The sequence below is a fragment of the Bradyrhizobium genosp. A genome, from assembly GCF_049949275.1.
Taxonomy (GTDB): Bacteria; Pseudomonadota; Alphaproteobacteria; order Rhizobiales; family Xanthobacteraceae; genus Bradyrhizobium.
Map to the genome: position 1 here is coordinate 129,177 of NZ_CP188196.1, position 15,895 is coordinate 145,071.

Here is a 15,895-nt window from a genome sequence, read left to right on the forward strand (position 1 = left end):
AAAATCACTTTGAGTTCGCAGATCTGTTCTTGGACTTCGCCGGCGGCGGCGCGGGCTGCTCGACCGGCGCGGGCGTCGCGTCATCCGTGCTGATCTTGTCCAGATGCATCACGACATTGCCTTCGAAGCGGATGACGTCGCCGCCTTCGGTGATGCGTAAGCGATCGGCCGTCAGCGTGCCGTTGGTCAGCTTGACGTCGACATGTTCATCGGAGGAGACCGTGCCCTTGCCCATGTCGACGAAAGCCGAGTTCAACCGCGCCTCGTAGCCGGTCGAGGTACGCAGGAAGATGTCCTTGTGCAAATCGAGCTGCTGCTGCTTGTTGTCGAAGCGGCCGGTGCGGGCATCGAGCAGCAGGGTCGATTGGTCTTCCATCAGCACCTTCGCCCTGAGGTCATTGAGGTCGACATGGTCGGGGTCGGTGATGTCCTGCGTCGCGGTCTTGGCCCAGAGCTCGTAGGGCCGCTGATCCGGGGTGAAGCCGGACAGGTGCGGCGATTCCATCGTGATCTTGGTGCCCGTCACCACGAGATTTCCGGAATCGACCTTCACGGGGATCATGGAGAAGGGGTTGAGAAAGGTCGAGACCGCGACGATCGAGGCCATCGCCAGAACCACGGTCACCGGCACGGCGATACGCAGAATTCGCACCAGGCGGCTGTGGCGCGCCGCGGTGGCAAACTTCGCCGCAAGCGCGGCGTCGTAGGTTGAAAACTGGGCCGAGTTCACCGCTGCTCCGGGGGCATCGCTTGCCTGGTCAGAAGGCTCCAATCGAGGGCGCCCCATTGTACCCGCGACCTCAGGAATATGCAGCCCGCGAAAGGCCGTTACGAAAGTGTCCGAAACGGGGCGGCAGCCTCTCCCTCTCCCGCTTGCGGGAGAGGGCTGGGGAGAGGGTGCCACCGCAATGGGACAGTCCCCTAGAGGAGAAAACCCTAGGAATGCGCAAAAATGTCCTCTTCCTCCCAGCCCTGGAGATCCAGCAGGGCGCGGGTCGGGAGGAAGTCGAAACAGGCCTTGGCCAACGCGGCGCGGCCCTCCCGGACCAGCATGGCATCGAGCCGCTCGCGCAAGCCGTGCAGATGCAGCACGTCGGAGGCGGCGTAGGCGAGCTGCGGCTCGGTCAGGCTGTCGGAACCCCAGTCGCTGGACTGCTGCTGCTTGGAGAGGTCGACATTGAGCACCTCGCGCACGAGGTCCTTGAGGCCATGGCGGTCGGTATAGGTGCGGGTCAGGCGGGAGGCGATCTTGGTGCAGTAGATCGGCCCGGTCATCACGCCAAAGGTCTGGTACAGCACCGCGACGTCGAACCGCGCAAAATGGAAGATCTTTGTGATGGCGGGATTGGCCAGCAGGGCCTTCAGGTTCGGCGCGTCGGTGTGGCCCTTGGGGATCTGCACCACGTCGGCGCTGCCGTCGCCGGGCGACAGCTGGACCACGCAGAGCCGGTCACGGTGCGGGTTCAACCCCATGGTCTCGGTGTCGATCGCCACCGCGCCGGTGTAGCGGGTGAGGTCAGGCAGGTCGCCGCGATGCAGGCGTACGGTCATGGCGTTTCAAACCCTCAATCGAATCGGCGCTGGATCAAATTAATGCCGGAAACGGCAACTGGCGAGGGCTGGCCCGGTCGAATATCCGCCAGCTGCCCTGCGCGCCGCGATGTAGCCGCCGGCCGCGGCCGGCGCAAGCATGGCGGCCGCATTCAACCGGCCGGCGCGCGTTCGGCCGCCGAAACGCAGAGCCGTCGGGTCCGGAAAACCACGTCCTGCTGCGAGGACAAAGTCTCGCAGCGATCGACGACGTAACCGATGCCGTGCCCCGCGGCGTAGGCCAGTCGCGCGGTGTGGGACGCGAGCGCCTCGGTCTCGATCATCCGGTCATGCCAGATTCGATAGTAGGACGGCGTCCACATCGCGGCCGCGCCGCGCTTGTAGTCGACCCAGATGCGACGATGGGCCACGAATTCGAAGATGGTCGCCCGCGCCAGCGCGAGATCCGCGGGATCCGCCGTCGTGGTTTCCGGGCGATGGGGCGGCGGCAGGAAGATCGCATCGGGCGCCGTCGCAGCGCTCGCCCAATTGCCGACGTCCCGCCACTCGCCGACCGCGTCGTCGAAGAGGCGGTTGAGGGCGACGTTCTGCCAGACCGCAAGCGGCCACAGCACCAGAGCTGCCAGCGCCAGCGCCGCGTAGCCAAACCGGCGGTGCGAGGCCGGTGCGTCGTCCGTCACGGACCGCCTCGCGCCCGTGAGCAGGACCATGACCGCTACCAGCGGAACGACGAGCGCAATGGCGATCCCGTTGATGCCGAGGCACAGCACCACCAGGCACCCCGGAAGGAAGACAAGCGCACGGTCGCGGCTCAGCCAGTTGGTTGCGAGCGCCGCTACGGCCAGTCCTGCCAGCAGGTATATCTGCGTCCCCGAACGCAGCAGCTGAAGATTGAGGACGAGATTCGATCCGGAGACGAATGGAATGACGATGCCGAGCGCGTAGACCAGGATCGCGCCGAGATAGGCCGCCTGCAACGCGCGCGCCCGGGCGCCGAACCACGCCAATGCGGCGGTGCCGGCAGCGATCACCGCGACCATCACGAGGATGCTGTCGAGATCGACCGCCGTGATCAGCGAATGGCCGGCATAATATTCGCGCAGATAGGCCGGATAGTCGAAGCCGGGCGGCTTGCCGAATTCGGGATTGCCGAGAACGGCATGCAGGACCGGATAGGCCATCGGCAACGAGATCACCAGCCCGGCAAAGGTCCGCCCGCAGACGGCGCGCAGCGTCGTCTCGCCGGAGAGCATCGCGGTGGCCGCGACGAGAACGAGCAGCGGCGCGAGCCAGACGGCAACGAACGCATTGACGAAGAAGGTGACCCCGCAGGCCATGGCCGCCGACATGAACCACCGTCGCGCCGCGAAATAGATGGCGAGCAGGACGGTGCCGTTGGCGATCTCGGAATGCGTGAAATAGTTCACGAACAGCCCGCCCATGCCGCCGGCCCGGCTATAGCCGTCGAGGAACGCGATCGCGCACAGGATCAGGCTGAAGACGATCTTGTCGCGCCGCGTGACGACGCCCAGCAGCGAGGCGCAGCAAAGGAAGCCAATGAAGGACAGCACGCGCGACAGGTAATTCAGGACGAAGAACAGCACTTCGGTCCGCGTCACATCCTTCTGCGCGTCGTTGAGCAGGATCCAGACGCCGGAGGCGAAATAGCGCAGCGACTGGATGAACGCGTCATCGTGAAACTGCGGCTCGTTGCCGAGCCCGGCGACGATCGGAAAATGGAACAGATTGTTCTCGATGCCGAAGACGAAACCGGTGCGCAGCAGCGACACCACGGCCGCAAACGCCGCGATCACCAAAGTCTCGACGATCGCGGGCGAGAGCGCCAGCGAGCTCTTCCGGCTCGCCGCGCCCAGGCTCGACGTCGAAAGACTCATCAGATCGCCGCCAGCATGATGCAGACCATCGCCGCCACGGTGGTGCGGCTCGCGCCGTCCCGGAAGGCGTAGATGATGGGATCGTCGGGCATCTCGCGGCGATGCGCGATCATCAGGGCGCGCCCGAACCAGTACAGCAGCAGCGGCGCGAGCAGCCAGAGCATCCAGGGACGGCTGTAGAGCGGCGTCACCGCGGAGGACGAGACGTAGAGCGCGAACACCGTCACCGCATTCATGGCGCTCGCGGCCGCCATCGCGGCGATGATGTGCAGATCGCTGATGCGGTAGTCGCGGTTGGAGGGATCGGCGAGGCCTTCGCCCTGTCGCATGCTGAGCTCGCTGAAGCGCTTGATCAGCGCGAGCGAGGTGAACACGAACAGCGAGAACACCATCAGCCATTCCGACAGCACGACGCCGGCCGCGACCGCGCCGGCGCCGATGCGCAAGGAGTAGAGGCCGGCGAGTGTGACGACATCGACCAGCATCTTGCGCTTGAGCACGAGCGAATAGGCGATGGTGGTGGCGAGATAGGCGGCGAGCACGCCGAGGAAGGTGGCGGAGATGCAGAGGCTTGAGGCGACTGCGAACAGCCACAGCGCAGGGATCGCTGATAGCGCCGACGAAATCGGCAAGTCGCCCGCCGCAAGCGCGCGATGGCGCTTGGTCGGATGCTGGCGGTCGGCGGCGAGGTCGAGCAGATCGTTCATCAGATAGGCGCCCGACGCACAGGCCGAGAACGCCAGGAACGCCAGCAGGGTGGTGCCGAGCGTGGCGACATTCAGCTGATGCGCGGTGATGACAGGCACGAACACCAGCGTGTTCTTGGCGTATTGATAGATTCGCAGCGCCTTCGCCCAGGTCTTCAGGCTCGCGCGACCGCTGTCTCGGTGCTCGATACGCTCGATCGAAGTGCGATCGAACGGCAGATGATCACCCGCAGCAAGATCGGCCGGCGCAACGACGCCGTCAAAACCGAGATGCGCGGCGATGCTAGCTGCATGATTGGCGAAACGGCCCGCAACGAGAAAAATCCTGGCGCCGCGCGCCCGCGCCGCCAGCGCCTGGTTCAGCACGTCGGCATCATAGGGAAGCTGGGCGTAGTCGAGCTCGGCGCGCGCCAGAATAGCCGTGAGCGCGGCCATTCCTGCGCGTCCGCCCGCGCCGAAGCGGGCCAGCATGCGCGCAGGGGCAGAGAACAGCGCCTCCATCAACAGCTCCGAACGCAACAGCGCGCCTTCGAGATCGATGACGAGGGTACGCGCGGGCGCAGACGCGGCCTGCGGCGCGGCCTCGCTCCGATCGTACTGCCTGACGGGCTGCTCCATCCGAAAACGCTCTGACTGACCGCGACACGGCCGGCCCAAGGGCTGGGAAGGCCGGGAGCAGGAAAATGGACGGCCGCGAGCTTAGGGAGCATTCGCTAAGGGCGGCTTAATTCGGCTGGGCGAACGGCGGCTGAGAGGGACCGCCGCCAGGCTGTTGCAGGGATCCCACAATCCGGCGCGCGCTCGATATACCAGCGGAACTTGAGCCTCGCGCCCGTGGAAATCGCCCCGCGCCCACCCTATCTGAGCCCAGCTTCCCGCGCCCCGTTCACCATGCAGGTGTCATGACAGACCAGACGCTCGCCGCGCCGATCGACGATCAACAGCGACGCCAGCGCGGTTTTACGCGCTACCAGTCACTCCTCGTGGCACTGCTTGCGTTCGCACAGTTCACGATCATCCTCGATTTCATCATCATGTCGCCGCTCGGCGCCATCCTGATGCCCTCGCTCAACATCACCGCCGGACAATTCGGCGTCGCGGTGTCGGCCTACGCGTTCAGCGCCGGATTGTCCGGCATCCTGGCCGCCGGCTTTGCCGACCGGTTCGACCGCAAGCGGCTGCTGCTGTTCTTCTATGTCGGCTTCACGCTCGGAACGTTGCTCTGCGCGCTGGCGCAGAACTACCATGTGCTGCTGCTCGGCCGGATCGTGACCGGATTGTTCGGCGGCGTGATCGGCTCGATCGTGCTGGCCATCGTCACCGATTTGTTCGCGCTGCATCTGCGCGGCCGCGTGATGGGATTCGTGCAGACGGCGTTCGCCGCGAGCCAGGTGCTGGGCGTTCCGGCCGGACTGTTTCTCGCCAATCACTGGAGCTGGCACGTCTGCTTCTTTGCGATCATCGGCCTGTCGATCCTGGCGATCGCTATCATCGCCTACGCCATGGAGCCGGTCGACGCGCATCTCAAAATGAAGCAGGACAAGAACCCGTTCCACCATCTCATCGCGACGATCGGACAGCCGCGCTACACGCTGGCCTTCGCGGTCACGACATTGCTGGCGACGGGCGGCTACATGCTGATGCCGTATTCCAGCGCCTTCACCGTCAACAATATCGGCATCGACATCGTGCATCTGCCGACGATCTATCTGGTCTCCGGCCTGTTCAGCATCGTCACCGGGCCGCTGGTCGGCCGCGCCAGCGACGCCTTCGGCAAGTACCCGACCTTCGTGTTCGGCTGCGCGATGACCGTCGTCATGGTGCTAATCTACACCCATCTCGGCCACGTTTCGCTCGTGACCGCGATCATCGTCAACGTGCTGCTGTTCGTCGGTATCTTCTCGCGCATGATCCCGTCGCAGGCGCTGATCTCGGCGATCCCCGATCAGAGCCAGCGCGGCTCGTTCAGCGCGGTCAGCGCCTCGCTGCAGCAATTCTCCGGCGGGCTCGGCTCGGTGCTCGCGGCTGCGATCATCTCGCAACAACCTGACGGTTCGCTGCTCCATTTCGAACGGATCGGCTACGTCGTCGTCACGACGACGCTCATTACGCTGGTCGCGATGTATTTTGTGCAGAAGTCGGTGGCGAAGAGGGCGGGGATGAGCGTGGTCTGAGGGGAGATGGGCTCGATTTATGCGACCGGGGACCGTCGCGGCGGGCAATCGCTGGATCGCCGCCCGGCTATCTCCACTGATTGAAAGCAGCCCGATTTGGGGACCAAATCCCGCAAAATGGTGCCCAGGAAAGGATTGGAACCCGATCCGTCAAACTATAGCAAAACCAGCCACTTAACTCCGCGCCAAGTCCGACGCTTGTACCACTGGACTGTGCCCGTGTCGACCCTGCTTTGATCGCCAACCGACACGCACTGCCGGGCAGCGAGACCGAGCCTGAAAGCGGCTTGGGACAGTCTGGCATGGCTCGGCTCATTTCGTCCGAACGGCCTCCGCGCCCGCTCCCTTCAGGGTCTCGGCGATTTTCTCTGAATTCTCGCCAAGGAAGTCGACCGACACCCTGAGTTCCCGGCTTGGCCAACGCGTGCCGACGGCCTGTCGCGCGACGACAATTGACTAGCGTCACATCGGCCAGATCGAAGAAGCCACCGTCGCTGACGGCCCGGCAGGCCTGGGCCACCTGAATGGCGGCGGCGACGACCGCCGTCGACGGCACGCCGAGACTGCGGCCGGCAATGATCAACGCGCCGCAGAGATCGATGCGGCCGGCATCGACGAGTTCCTGAAGGGCAGCACCTTCGTTCTGCGAGCAGCCGTCGAATTCGACTGTCGACCCGCCCTCAATCTGGCACTCTCACAATATCGAAGTTCGGCACGGCGTCGGAAACGGCAACCGGTGAAAGCGCTTGCCAGAATTACGATTGGCGGATGAAGCAACATGTCGGCCTCCTTGCGTCTCACGAAGAAAGGCCTCCCGAGTATTTCTGACCAGCCTACGTGTGCGGCGCCTCCAGCCGCACCTGAACTTTGCTGCCGTCGGTGAGACTGATCGGCGGATTGAGGATCACCTGATCGCCGGCCTTTACTCCGTTGTCCACTTCCACCTGCGTGCCCAAGTCGCGCTTTAGTCCGATGTTGTGCAGCTCCGCCTTGCCATTGTTGACGACAGCTACCTGCATTCCTTTGCGGTTGAAGATGATGGCATCTGCCGGTACCAAAAGGCTGGGCGCCTTGCGCGGTACCTTGAGCTCGACCGAGCAATAGATTCCGGGCGGCAGCGCTCCGTCCGGATTTGGGATATCGATTTCGGTCAAGAGCGTGCGGGTGCCACTCTGCAGCGCGTCGGCGATCCGGGTTACCTTGCCTGGAAACTGGCGATCCGGCAGTTCAGGCACTCGGACAGTCGCATCAACGCCCGGGGTAACACCGAATGCTGCGTCCTGCGGGACATAGACCCAAACCCGAATCACGTCTTTTTGCATGATCTCGAACATGAAGGTGCCAGTGTTTTCGTTGCCATGCACCAGCGCGCCGACGTCGACATTGCGTTGAGTGATGACGCCATCGAACGGCGCGACGACCGAGGCATAGGCCCGGTTCTGACGCAGCACCTTGAGCAGACGCTCTTGCGCCGTAACATTTGCTTGCGCGACGCTGACAGCAGCCTCGTCAGCCTTGACAGTCTGCAGGTCAATATCACCCTGGTGCGGAGTAACCCATCCTTTTTGGACAAGAGGTGCGTCGCGGTCCCAAGTCGATTGCGCGAGCGTCGCGTTGGCTTCCGCCTTTTGTACCACGGCCTTGAGTTGTGCGAGCGTCGCCTCGTTCTGCGAAATCTGGTCATCGAGCTCCGGCACCGCGAGTGCCGCCAGCAGGTCTCCTGCCTTGACGCGGTCACCAATGTCGACAGTGCGCTTCGCAATATAGCCGGTTGCGCGGGCAAAGATATTCGCGGCAGCGAATGCGGCGGTCGTGCCCGGCAGGCTGACCGAAACGGTTGCGGGATTCGCCTCGACGGTTGCGACACTCAAGCTCGGCACGAAATCGCGCTCGCGCCTTGCCGTCGCCTTGACCTCCTGCTTCAGCGAATAGTCTCCCCATCCGCCCAGCATGAGGCCACCAGCAAGCAACACAGATCCAGCAAGCGCAAACAGACGCCCGCCCCGTCGGCGGCGCACAGGCGTGCGCTGTCCTGGCTGCTTCTCGGGCTCGCGGTGGAACGTGGGGCCGTCCAATCTCTTCCGGTCGATCACGTCATTTCTGTGGGGGCGAAACACATCATTCATTGGGGAGGTCCTCGAACACGCCATAGGCCGCGACGCCGTCGTTGCGCTTGCGCAGCATGGCAAACAGGTAGGGTACGATCAGCAGGGTGGTGGGAGTGGCAAACGACAGTCCGCCGATCACGGCACGCGCCAACGCGGCATTCTGCTCCTCACCGGGGCCGCCGATCGCCATCGGGATCATGCCAACGATCATCGCCGCTGCCGTCATCAGCACGGGGCGGATTCGGGTACGGCCAGCGTCAAGGGCGGCCCGGAAAGCACTCCTCCCCTTGAGCTGCTGCTCACGCGCGAATGTGACCAGAAGAATTGAATTCGCCGAGGCGACGCCAACCGCCATGATCGCGCCCATCAGCGAGGGGACGTTGAGCGTCGTGCCTGTCATGAACAGCATCGTGACGATGCCGCAGAACGTGGCCGGCAGCGCCAGGATCACCACAAGGGGGTCACCAAAATTCTGGTAGTTGACGACCATCAGCAGGTAAACGAACACGGCCGCAAACAGCAGTCCGATGCCCAGATCGCGGAAGGAATCATGCATGCTCTGGATCTGTCCAAGAACGCGGATCGTGTTGCCGGGCTTCAGCTCCTTCTGCAATTGGGCGACGATCTTGCCGATGTCGCTGGAAACACTGCCAAGATCGCGGCCCTGTACGCCGGCATAGATGTCGTAGACGGGCTGAATATTGGTCTGGTTCAGATTGGTCGGAACGCTGTCGCGCTTGAGCGTCGCCACGTTGCTCAACAACCCTGGTATCGGCGGGCCGTTGGAGGCGAGCGCGGTCGATACTGGCGTGTTGCCAATCTCGTTGAGCGAGCTCACCAGGTGCTCCGGCGTCTGAACCGCGATGTAATAGGGAATGCCGGCGACCGGATCGGTCCAGAAATTGGGCGCGACCTGCTCTGACGAGCTGAGGCTGGTATTGACATCATTGGCAATGGCCTGCGCGTTGAGTCCAAGCTGCAGCGCCCGCGACCGATCAATGTCCACCATGAAGGCCGGCGCATCGAGCTCCTGCTGAAAATGGGCGTCCGCGATACCCGGAATGCCCGCGAGGCGGCGGCGCAGCTCCTCCGCGACGCGCTTGTTGGTCGTCCGGTCGCGGCCGACGACGCGAACGTCGATCTGTGACGGCAATCCGAAATTGAGGACTTGCGTAGTCATGTCGGCAGCCTGGAAATAAAAGGTCGCGGATGGAAATACGGCCGGCAGCATCTCGCGGAGCTTGCGCACGTAGTCAGCCGTCGGCGCGTGTCCCTCCTTGAGCGATATCAGAATCGTGCCATCGTTGACGTTAATGGTCGAGCCGTCGGTGAAGGCGAGGTTGTAGGCGCGTTGCGGCACGCCGATGTCATCGACGACCAGATCGCGATCGCGCTCTGGGATCACTTCGCGGATCTTGTCCTCGACCTCCTGAAAAATGCGCTCGGTCGCTTCGATGCGGGTTGCCGCCGGTGCGCGGACATGGAGCTTGATCTGTCCGCCATCGATGTCGGGGAAGAAGTCGCGGCCAACCAATGTCGCCATGATGCCGCCCAGCGTGAGCATCAGCGCAGCGACAACCGGAACGATAAGGCGCCGTTTGAGCAACATCGCCAGCACCCGCACGTAACCCCCGCGGAACAGCTCGAAGCCGCGCTCGAAGCGCTGGTGAAAACGCACGAACCAGTTACCTGAGCCATCGGTCCTGTCGTGGTGCTCATTTTTGAGCAGCAGGCCGATGATGACCGGCGTCAACGTCCGCGAGAGCGCATAGGACGCCAGCATGGCGAACACGACCGCAAGCCCGAGTGGTGTGAAGAGGAACTTTGCGGGCCCTTCGAGGAACACAACCGACGTGAATACGCAGCTGATCGCGAGCGTCGAGACCATCGTTGGCACCGCAATGCCGGCGGAGCCGTGCAGGGTCGCTGCGGCGAGACTCATGCCTTCGCTGCGCAGCCGGTGGGTGTTCTCGATCGTCACCGTCGAATCATCGACCAGGATGCCCACCGCAAGCGCCATGCCGCCGAGCGTCATGGTGTTGAGCGTGTGACCCATGAAGTAGAGGATCACGATCGACGTCAGGATCGACAACGGGATCGAGATCAAGACGATCAGGGTCGACCTCCAAGACCCGAGAAATAGCAGGATCATCAGTCCGGTGAGGCCCGCCGCGATCGCGCCCTCCCGGAGCACGCCAGCGATCGATGCGGTGACGAGCTTCGATTGATCAAACAGCTCGTTAATAGAGAGGCCTGGAGGCGCCGCAGCGCGGGCAATGTCAAGGACCTTGCGGACCCCATTAACGACCGCAACAGTTGAGGCATTGCCGTTCTTGAGAACACTCAGCAAGACGGAACGCCGACCGTCGTTGCGGACAATGTTATGCTGCACGGCCCAACCGTCATGCACCTGGCCGACATCCCTCAGGAACACCGTCTGGCCATTTACAAATTTGATCGGAATATCATTGAGATCGGTGATGCTCACGGGCATCGCGTTGGTGCGCACTGTGTATTGCGTGTCACCGATCTTGGCGAGACCTGATGGCAGAGTCAGATTCTGAGCACTGACCGCGTTCACCACATCTGTCGGGGTCAGGCCTTTGGCCTGAAGCTTCAGCGGATCGATATCGACCATGATCTGTCGGTCCTTGCCGCCGTCGGGCGCCGGAAAAGTCACGCCCGGAACCGGGGCAAGCTGCTGGCGCAGGTTGTAGATCCCGTAGTCGTAGAGCTGCTGCTCGTTGAGACGGTCCGACTTCAGGCTGAGCTGCAGTACCGGAACGCTTGAGGCGTTGTACGACACTACAATCGGCGCCTGGATGCCCGTAGGCATCAGGGCGCGGATTGCATTCGTCGCCGCGACGATCTGCGAGATGGCGAGGTCGAGATTGACATCGGGCTGGAAATAGATTTTCTGCACCGAGATGCCGTTCAGCGTCTGCGCCTCCATGTTCTTGATGCCGGACACGCTGGAGCTGATGGAGTACTGACCGTAGGTCGTGACCCGCTGCTCCATCTCCGGCACGCTCAGGCCAGTGTACTGCCAGATCACCGACACCACCGGGATATTGATCTCCGGGAAAATGTCCTCCGGCATCACCGTGATGGCTGACACGCCGAGAAACACGATGAAGGCGGCCAGGACGTAGAACGTGTAAGGAAATTTCAGCGCAAATCGAACAATACCCATCTCGACCTCCCGATTAGGGCTGATGCATCTGGCTCCGCGCCGATCGTGCCTTCGCGTGCGCGGCAATCATCGCTTTGCTCAGGAGCAGAAAGCGGGAGCTGAGGCCGATACGACCGACGCTCGGTGCCATGATGCAGGCGCCGTCGAACAGCAGGAGCAGCGCGTCCGCTAGCATGGACGGATTGCGGAGCCCGGCAGCGCGGCACAGCCGAGTGAGCCGTATGCGTTGAAGGGCCTTGTACGCCCTGATCACACGCTGTGCCGGATGGGATTTTTCCTTCAACTCCGCCGCCGCATTAGTGAGCCGGCACGCCCATCCGCTCACAATACCGTCCGCCATCTCCGCGAGCCGGGTGCCGAGTTGAAAAGGAGCACTGGCAGAGCCTGGGGGCCCAATTTTTACCCAGCAAGCATCGAGCCGCTTGGCAGACTCGCGCAAATATTCTGCAACGAGTTCGTCCTTCGAAGCGAAATGACGGTAAAGCGTCGCCTTGGCAGTGGCGGCTGCCTTGGCAATCGCCACGACGCTGACGCGGGCAATGCCGTATCTGAGAAACAGCTCCGCTGCTGCAGATAGAATGCGTTTTCGAGGCGGGGCTTTGGCTGCCTTTTGTTGTCTTACGCCTTCGCTGCTGACGTTGAAATGGGTGTTGAAGTGCTCGCCGTCTTTAGCGTCGAACCCGGCGCGCCGATCCATCGCGGAGAGCTTGTCATTGCCGGAACGTGTTGCGGCGAGAAACGCAACGCCGATGGCGGCCGCAACTTCGTTATCGACACGATGGTTCAACTCATGCACCATCACGCTTCCTTTCGGTGATGGCCGCTGCGTGATCTGTTCTGTCATGATGTTCTCCTGATAGACGTGCGGGCAGCATGTGAGCCTGCCACGCATCAGTGATCGGCGCGACTGTTCGAGGGCGCCGGCTCGTCTTTACCGGGATGCTTCCAGGTAGTTTCTCGTTACAGCCACCGGAGCGCGGCCGCGTCGGAGTCGTCGGGCTTCGAGTTGAAAGCAATCTTCGTCCTCGGCGCTTTCTCGTGAAGGGCATTGATCAGGCGCTCAAAATGCGCCGCCATCGGCGACAGGGTGCGTAGACCGACCCCGACGACGGTCACGTCGTAGCTCCTTTCCTTCAAAGCGTCGGAAACCTGCTGCTCGACGGTTTCCTCATTCTTGGTGAGCAATACCTGGACGCAGTAGCCAGCGTCGGCGAGGCGATCGCGTGCGCCGTCCACGCCGGCGGTAATCTTCTCCGCGGTCATACCCGGTGGAAGATACGGTGCAGAAAAATCGATGTACCGAGGATCCGGTCCGATGATCAGCACGGACTTAGCCGTGGCGCGCGTTGCGTTTTGCTCGGAACTAACAACGGCGGTGAATTGAGCTTCGTTCATTGTCGTTCTCCATCAGAATGTTGTTCGCCGCTCCGCCGGCGATTGATGCCGGCCTCCGTCGGGACGACTGTTCGGGTAGAAAGGCCGACCGCGCCTTGCCGGACGGGCCGCTATTTGCTATACGCTCTCGTCCATAAAATAATTAAGTGGACTAATATGTCCAGTAATTCATGTGTCACGAGTCGGTGATGTCAGTCGAACGCAAACGTCGGGGCCGCGGCCGGCCTCGTGACCCCGCCAAACTCGAGGCGATTCTCGATGCGGCGTACGATCTTTTCCTTGATCGCGGTATTGCTGCGACGCCCATGGACTTGGTCGCGGAGCGCGCCGGCGTGTCGAAGATGACCGTGTATGCAAACTTCCGGGACAAGCCCGCCCTGCTTGCCGCCGTCTTCGACCGCATGAGGAAGACCATACGCCTCCCCGACCTCCCGGTTGAGTCGAACCTGAACCTCTCGCTGGAGCGGCTCGCCGAATTCGGAGAACTGACCGTGTCGGTCCTCACGCGCCCGGAGGTCGTTAGAGAGACCCGGGTGATGGCGGAATGCGCTGCGGACCAGTCGCGTTTGGCGAACGTGTTCTACACCGCAGGCCGCGGCGAACTCCTGAAGCAGGTCGCTGGGTTCCTGAAGGGGCTGACCGAGCGAGGCGTTCTAGCGATCGATGATCCTGAACTCGCGGCCGAGCAGCTGATCGGAGCGTGGCTTGGAATGGCCGAACTGCGCCAGAGCCTAGGCGTGGCCGGTCCTCCATCCTCGAACGCCATCGCAAAGCGTGTCCGCTACGCTATCGATACATTGGTCCGCGCCTGGTCGACTGGTGTCGAACCTGGTAGCGCTGACAAGACGTACAAAAGGGCTCGCTCGGGCCGCCGAGCCGGGAGTACTTAGCAGCGCGCAGCGGCGGAGCAGAGAAGGTCCGCTTTCGGCCGATTCCGTTGAAAAAGACCGGCAATCGTTCATTGCAATGGCGAGCGCCGACGCGGAGGAGCGGCTAAGGCGCATGACGAGGGAGTATCACATTTTAATTGACCGTCCGGTCAGCGAATAAGATAATATACCGCCCAATACAGCTTGAAGTACTGAGACCTGATCAAGCGCGAGCCCGGCGTATCGCCCGTCGCGATCGCTTAGAGGCGGTTTGGGCTTGCTTGGAACCGCGAGCGAGATAATGAAGGTAGTACTGACAATCGATAACGGTCCGTACCCGGATGTAACTCCGACGGTACTCGACGCTCTAGCAGAGCGAAATATCAAAGCGGTTTTCTTCGTGATCGGTAAGCGGCTGGACGAACCTGAATATCGAGCATTGGCCGAGCGAGCGCACGCAGAAGGCCATATCGTGGCCAATCACAGCTTTCATCATGAGACTTTGCTGGGTGATTTCGCCAGCGACGCTGAAGCGGTGGCAGAAATTGCCTTGGCGCAAGATAGGTTGAATAAGATCGGAGCGTCCCATCGCCTTTTCCGGCCATTCGCAGGAATGGGACAGATCAACGATCGGCTCCTTCATGCAGCGGCGCTCGACTATCTTTGTCGGGAAAAGTTCACTCTGGCGCTATGGAACAGCGTTCCACGAGATTGGGAGCGCCCCAATGACTGGGACGTTGTTGCTTTGTCCGACGTTCAAACCCGCGACTCATCGGTGATTGTCGTTCATGATCTCCCGACCGGTGCGATGACGCGGCTGGGCGCGTTTATCGATGGCGTCCACGAACTCGGCGGCTCGTTCAGCACGGACCTGCCAGACGATTGCGCGCCGATACGCGGCGGCCGAGCGGCGCCTGCGGTTGAAAGCCTGGTACGGCTTCCCTGACGTCGAGGTTAACCCGCCCCGCAGCCGTGTCACAGTTTGCGTACGCTGACAAAATCGCCGGAAGCGTCTGGAGACCTGTGATCTACAGCTCGCTTGTTGCCAGCGCGCGCCTCCGCCGCAGGTTCGCGCGTCCGCTCTCACGGCCGGCCGTTGTCTGGGGGCGGCTTGAGCAGCCCCGAGCGCACGCCGGCCAAGAAGGACGAGAGACGGTCGGCGCTGCTGTCGTCCGGATTCCGGCCGTCGACAGCCTGACGGAAGCGGTTGACGACGGTGTCTCGCATGGAGTCGACGTGGGAAAGTATCCAGAAGCGGCGATGTTCCACCGCATCGAAAACCTTGTTGGCCAGCATGGCTGGCGTCTGAACGTCTGGCTCTCCATGCGAGAACGGGATCCGGATACGCGACATATCTATGGGTGCAGGCTTCGCGGTTGCGCCCGGTTCATTGCGCGTGGCCGTCATCATATTGGTGGCAACGAGTTTCGGGCAGAGCACGCTCACGCCGACATCGATCCCGGCCATTTCAAATTCGCGGTAGAGGCACTCCGACAGGCCGACCACCGCGTGCTTGGTGGCGACATAAGGCCCCGCGCCGGGCGTGGCGTAGAGGCCTGCCGCCGAGGAGGTGTTGACGATATGACCCGCGTTGCGGACGACCATCCCGGGCGCGAATGCTCGTATTCCGTGGATGACGCCCCACATGTTGACGCCAACGATCCACGCCCACTCGGCCTCGGTGACCGCCCAGAGCGGCTTGAACTTGTTCACCCCGGCGTTGTTGCAGACGAGCCAGGGATGTCCCAATTCGGCCTCCACCGTCGCGGCAAGAGCCATAACGGCGTCGCCATCACTCACGTCCACACGCCGGGCGATCGCTTCCGCGCCGGCGCGCCGCACTTGTTCCAAGGCGTCCTCCAGCGGCCCAGCCTCGACGTCGGCGAGAGCGACTTTCATGCCAAGTTCAGCGGCCCGGAGCGCGAGCCCCAGTCCAATGCCGCTTGCAGCTCCGGTGACGACTGCGACCTTGCCGGAAAATTCAGCGCTCAAGTGGTTTCTCT

Annotated in this window: 12 protein-coding genes; 3 read left to right on the forward strand and 9 right to left on the reverse strand. The window is 62.6% G+C overall.

Annotated features, from left to right (window positions below; all coding sequences use genetic code 11):
- Positions 1-4: 4 nt before the first annotated feature.
- From lptC to ACP2YP_RS00585, 4 genes are all read right to left on the reverse strand, one after another.
- Positions 5-730 (reverse strand): LPS export ABC transporter periplasmic protein LptC, encoded by a 726-nt coding sequence (gene lptC / locus ACP2YP_RS00570; RefSeq protein ID WP_426421727.1) that lies wholly within the window; start codon positions 728-730, stop codon positions 5-7.
- A gap of 206 nt (positions 731-936) precedes the next feature.
- Positions 937-1,551: a ribonuclease D gene (locus tag ACP2YP_RS00575; protein ID WP_426421728.1), complete on the reverse strand. Its 615-nt coding sequence runs from the start codon at positions 1,549-1,551 to the stop codon at positions 937-939.
- A gap of 152 nt (positions 1,552-1,703) precedes the next feature.
- Entirely contained in the window at positions 1,704-3,446 is a 1,743-nt protein-coding gene (locus ACP2YP_RS00580; RefSeq protein WP_426421729.1) for a hypothetical protein, read from the reverse strand.
- Positions 3,446-4,771, reverse strand: a complete 1,326-nt coding sequence (locus ACP2YP_RS00585) for a UbiA family prenyltransferase (protein WP_426421730.1) — start codon at positions 4,769-4,771, stop codon at positions 3,446-3,448. The genes ACP2YP_RS00580 and ACP2YP_RS00585 overlap by 1 nt, the downstream gene beginning before the upstream one ends.
- 284 nt (positions 4,772-5,055) lie before the next feature.
- On the opposite strand from ACP2YP_RS00585, the gene ACP2YP_RS00590 reads away from it, so the two are divergent.
- Positions 5,056-6,327, forward strand: coding sequence for an MFS transporter (locus tag ACP2YP_RS00590; protein ID WP_426421731.1), 1,272 nt, complete (start codon positions 5,056-5,058; stop codon positions 6,325-6,327).
- Between the two features lie 833 nt (positions 6,328-7,160).
- On the opposite strand, the gene ACP2YP_RS00595 is transcribed toward ACP2YP_RS00590, so the two are convergent.
- The 4 genes from ACP2YP_RS00595 to ACP2YP_RS00610 form a co-directional block, all read right to left on the reverse strand.
- Positions 7,161-8,453 carry an efflux RND transporter periplasmic adaptor subunit gene (locus ACP2YP_RS00595; protein WP_426421732.1) on the reverse strand — a complete coding sequence of 431 codons (1,293 nt, stop codon included), beginning with the start codon at positions 8,451-8,453 and terminating at the stop codon, positions 7,161-7,163.
- Positions 8,446-11,628, reverse strand: a complete 3,183-nt coding sequence (locus ACP2YP_RS00600) for an efflux RND transporter permease subunit (RefSeq protein ID WP_426421733.1) — start codon at positions 11,626-11,628, stop codon at positions 8,446-8,448. The genes ACP2YP_RS00595 and ACP2YP_RS00600 overlap by 8 nt, the downstream gene beginning before the upstream one ends.
- 13 nt (positions 11,629-11,641) lie before the next feature.
- Positions 11,642-12,472 carry a TetR/AcrR family transcriptional regulator gene (locus ACP2YP_RS00605; protein ID WP_426421734.1) on the reverse strand — a complete coding sequence of 277 codons (831 nt, stop codon included), beginning with the start codon at positions 12,470-12,472 and terminating at the stop codon, positions 11,642-11,644.
- 116 nt (positions 12,473-12,588) lie between these two features.
- Complete coding sequence (locus tag ACP2YP_RS00610) at positions 12,589-13,023, reverse strand: hypothetical protein (RefSeq protein WP_426421735.1); 435 nt, start codon at positions 13,021-13,023, stop codon at positions 12,589-12,591.
- 188 nt (positions 13,024-13,211) lie between these two features.
- Between ACP2YP_RS00610 and ACP2YP_RS00615 the strand changes: the two genes are divergently transcribed.
- A complete protein-coding gene (locus ACP2YP_RS00615; protein ID WP_426421736.1) occupies positions 13,212-13,913 on the forward strand; it encodes a TetR/AcrR family transcriptional regulator in 702 nt (233 codons plus the stop codon).
- Between the two features lie 280 nt (positions 13,914-14,193).
- Positions 14,194-14,838 carry a polysaccharide deacetylase family protein gene (locus tag ACP2YP_RS00620; protein WP_426421737.1) on the forward strand — a complete coding sequence of 215 codons (645 nt, stop codon included), beginning with the start codon at positions 14,194-14,196 and terminating at the stop codon, positions 14,836-14,838.
- A 137-nt stretch (positions 14,839-14,975) separates the two neighbouring features.
- Here the strand turns inward: ACP2YP_RS00620 and ACP2YP_RS00625 are convergent, their stop codons facing one another.
- On the reverse strand, positions 14,976-15,884 hold the full coding sequence (locus ACP2YP_RS00625) for an SDR family NAD(P)-dependent oxidoreductase (RefSeq protein ID WP_426421738.1): 909 nt from the start codon (positions 15,882-15,884) through the stop codon (positions 14,976-14,978).
- Positions 15,885-15,895: the final 11 nt, after the last annotated feature.

Bases quoted from the DNA above. Each gene is read 5' to 3' on its own strand.
- ACP2YP_RS00575 (WP_426421728.1), bottom strand. From the start codon at position 1,551: ATGACCGTACGCCTGCATCGCGGCGACCTGCCTGACCTCACCCGCTAC.
- ACP2YP_RS00580 (WP_426421729.1), bottom strand. From the start codon at position 3,446: ATGAGTCTTTCGACGTCGAGCCTGGGCGCGGCGAGCCGGAAGAGCTCG.
- ACP2YP_RS00585 (WP_426421730.1), bottom strand. From the start codon at position 4,771: ATGGAGCAGCCCGTCAGGCAGTACGATCGGAGCGAGGCCGCGCCGCAG.
- ACP2YP_RS00590 (WP_426421731.1), top strand. From the start codon at position 5,056: ATGACAGACCAGACGCTCGCCGCGCCGATCGACGATCAACAGCGACGC.
- ACP2YP_RS00595 (WP_426421732.1), bottom strand. From the start codon at position 8,453: ATGAATGATGTGTTTCGCCCCCACAGAAATGACGTGATCGACCGGAAG.
- ACP2YP_RS00600 (WP_426421733.1), bottom strand. From the start codon at position 11,628: ATGGGTATTGTTCGATTTGCGCTGAAATTTCCTTACACGTTCTACGTC.
- ACP2YP_RS00605 (WP_426421734.1), bottom strand. From the start codon at position 12,472: ATGACAGAACAGATCACGCAGCGGCCATCACCGAAAGGAAGCGTGATG.
- ACP2YP_RS00610 (WP_426421735.1), bottom strand. From the start codon at position 13,023: ATGAACGAAGCTCAATTCACCGCCGTTGTTAGTTCCGAGCAAAACGCA.
- ACP2YP_RS00615 (WP_426421736.1), top strand. From the start codon at position 13,212: ATGTCAGTCGAACGCAAACGTCGGGGCCGCGGCCGGCCTCGTGACCCC.
- ACP2YP_RS00620 (WP_426421737.1), top strand. From the start codon at position 14,194: ATGAAGGTAGTACTGACAATCGATAACGGTCCGTACCCGGATGTAACT.